The sequence below is a fragment of the Photobacterium sp. OFAV2-7 genome (assembly GCF_022347985.1).
In the GTDB taxonomy this organism is placed as follows: domain Bacteria; phylum Pseudomonadota; class Gammaproteobacteria; order Enterobacterales; family Vibrionaceae; genus Photobacterium.
Window position 1 is genome coordinate 1 of sequence record NZ_JAKRFQ010000716.1, and the last position, 2,768, is coordinate 2,768.

4 protein-coding genes are annotated in these 2,768 nt (G+C 49.2%); 2 read left to right on the forward strand and 2 right to left on the reverse strand.

Annotation, left to right across the window (positions count from 1 at the left end; all coding sequences use genetic code 11):
* On the reverse strand, positions 1–253 hold a 253-nt coding region (locus MHN01_RS23465; protein ID WP_239413771.1), incomplete at its 3' end, for a LysR family transcriptional regulator.
* Between the two features lie 85 nt (positions 254–338).
* Positions 339–992, reverse strand: coding sequence for a GTP cyclohydrolase I FolE (folE, locus tag MHN01_RS23470; protein ID WP_239413768.1), 654 nt, complete (start codon positions 990–992; stop codon positions 339–341).
* 203 nt (positions 993–1,195) lie between these two features.
* Here folE and moeA point away from each other — a divergent pair, with 203 nt between their 5' ends.
* Positions 1,196–2,428: a molybdopterin molybdotransferase MoeA gene (moeA, locus tag MHN01_RS23475; protein ID WP_239413769.1), complete on the forward strand. Its 1,233-nt coding sequence runs from the start codon at positions 1,196–1,198 to the stop codon at positions 2,426–2,428.
* A 23-nt stretch (positions 2,429–2,451) separates the two neighbouring features.
* Positions 2,452–2,768: ThiF family adenylyltransferase (locus MHN01_RS23480; protein ID WP_239413770.1), on the forward strand; the 317-nt coding region annotated here is incomplete at its 3' end.

A 2,768-nucleotide genomic window follows, 5' to 3' on the forward strand; every position in this document is an offset into this window, starting at 1 on the left:
GATTCATCTCGTTAATCATCTGGTGGACTGTTGGCCCTAACCGACGGGCCAGCGGCGTGGCTACAAGCTGGTTACCATGGCGATAAAACAGCTCGTCGTTGAGGCTTTCCCGGAGCTGTGCCAAGGTTTTGCTCACAGACGAGGGGCTCAGGCACAGGCGCTCTGCACTTACTGTTACGCTCAGCGTATCCAGCATCACATGCAGCGTGACCAGGTGTTTCATACTGATTCGGGAAAGCTTAATCAAATCCATATATAAACAAGGCTCGGAGACAAAAAAGCCAGCTGGTAACCCAACTGGCATTTAGTAAATTCATGCTAGACGATCATGTCTAACTCTAACGAAGACCGTTCAGAAATTCCGCACGGGTCGCTGGGTTGCGCTTAAAAATACCACCTAGCGCGGTCGTAGTGGTCGAACTGGTTGCGTCCATGACACCGCGAGCTTTCACGCAATAGTGCGTCGCGTCCATGGTAATTGCTACATCATCACTTTCCAGCAATGTTTGCAGGGCAACCAGAATCTGCTGGGTCATGCGCTCCTGTACCTGCGGACGCTGGGCAAAGAAGCGGACTATACGATTGATCTTCGACAGACCAATAATTTTTCCACGAGGAATATAGGCCACTGTCGCCTTGCCGTCGATAGTTACCAGATGGTGCTCGCAGGTACTGGTCAGCGTAATATCTTTGACTCGAACCATCTCATCACAGTTCATCTTGTTTTCGATAACAGTGATTTTAGGGAAATTGGCATAATCCAGCCCAGAGAACACTTCGTCCACATACATCTTGGCGATGCGATGAGGTGTTTCCATCAGGCTGTCATCTGATAAGTCTAACGAAAGCAACTCCAGGATCTCACGCATGTGATACTCAATTCGCTCTTTCTTCTCCTCGCGACTTACCACCTTGTCAGTCATAGGTGTTTCAAGTCCGCGCTCTACCAGTGCCTGACGCACCTTCAATGCAGATTCACTTAATGCTGTCATTCTTTCCCTCCAACCGGCCTGGGCGTAATGCTGTTTAAATGCCCGAAATCAACTGCCAGCGATAATTCAGCCCGCAGGATACCTGTAAATGACACAAAATACACTACGAATTTACTAAGGTATTAGTGATGAACCGTTTTTTTTGTCATAATAATTCCTTATGCAAATCATAATAAGCTAATGACTTATAACGGATACCACTTATGGGATGTTGTGACGCGCCAGGCTTGATGCCTATAGAAACAGCTCTGACCAAGATTTTGGCAGAAGTTAAGCCACTGGAAACAGTACAAACTGTTTCGTTGTCTGAAGCGATGGGACAGGTGATCGCCGAAGATATTCTCTCTCCAATCAACGTACCGCCTTTTGCTAACTCGGCAATGGACGGCTATGCGCTACGCAGCGCTGACCTCGAAAACACTGACACTTTGACGATGGCGGGTAAATCCTTTGCCGGTATCCCGTTTGAAGGTGTTTGCGGCGAAGGGCAATGCATCCGCATCATGACGGGTGCCCAGATGCCGGAAGGTGCCGACACGGTTATCATGCAGGAAGAAACCGAAGTTGACGGCGACTCCATTCGATTTCTGATTAAGCCACCAGCTAACGATAACGTCCGCCCTATCGGTGATGACGTCCGTTTAGGTGATGTGGTTGTGGCCAACGGTAATCGCGTAACAGCTCGCGAAATGCCATTGCTGGCTTCACTGGGCATTGCTACTGTCAGTGTTTACCGCCGCCCTAGCGTGGCGTTCTTTTCAACAGGTGACGAATTGCGTTCTGTCGGTGAGCCGCTTGAAGCCGGTCAGATCTATGACAGCAACCGCTATGGTATCCGTGCACTACTAGAAAAGTTTGGCTGTGATGTGATTGATCTTGGCATCATCCCGGATAACCCTGAAAAACTGCGCGAAGCCTTTGATGAAGCAACCAAAGCCGATGTACTGGTTACTTCTGGTGGCGTAAGTGTAGGTGAAGCCGACTACACCAAAGATATCCTCGACGAGCAAGGTGAAATTGGTTTCTGGAAAATTGCCATGAAACCGGGTAAACCTTTCGCCTTCGGCACTATTAAGGACACTTGGTTCTGCGGTCTGCCGGGTAACCCTGTATCAGCTATGCTGACGCTCTATCAGCTAGTCCAGCCGATGATCGCCAAGCTTGCTGGCCATAGCCAGTATCAGCCACCACAGCGTTTGAAAGCCAAAGCGACAACAGTATTCAAAAAACGCCCAGGCCGAACTGATTTCCAGCGTGGTATTTATCAAATCAGCCCAGAAGGCCAGATTGAAGTTGCCACAACAGGCAACCAGGGATCAGGAGCCTTTAGTTCGATGCATCAGGCAAACTGTTTTGTTGTCCTCGAGCAGGATCGCGGCCGAGTAATGCCTGGCGAAGAGGTAACAATCGAGCTATTCAACCACACTATGTATTAACCTTTACCGGACAGGAAAACACGGTGGTAGAACTAACCGATGCAGAAATGCTGCGTTACAACCGTCAAATCATTCTCAAGCAGTTTGATTTTGACGGTCAGGAAGCTTTAAAAGCTTCCTCGATGTTGATCCTTGGTACTGGCGGCCTCGGCTGTGCCTCTACCCAATACCTGGCCGCCGCCGGTGTCGGGAAGCTGACTTTGATCGATGACGACAAGGTCGAGGTATCTAACCTTCAGCGCCAGGTACTGCATAACGACAGTACCGTGGGTTGCTTAAAGGTCGAATCTGCCAAGCAAGCTCTGGCAACTATCAATCCTAATACTCAGATTGATACTAT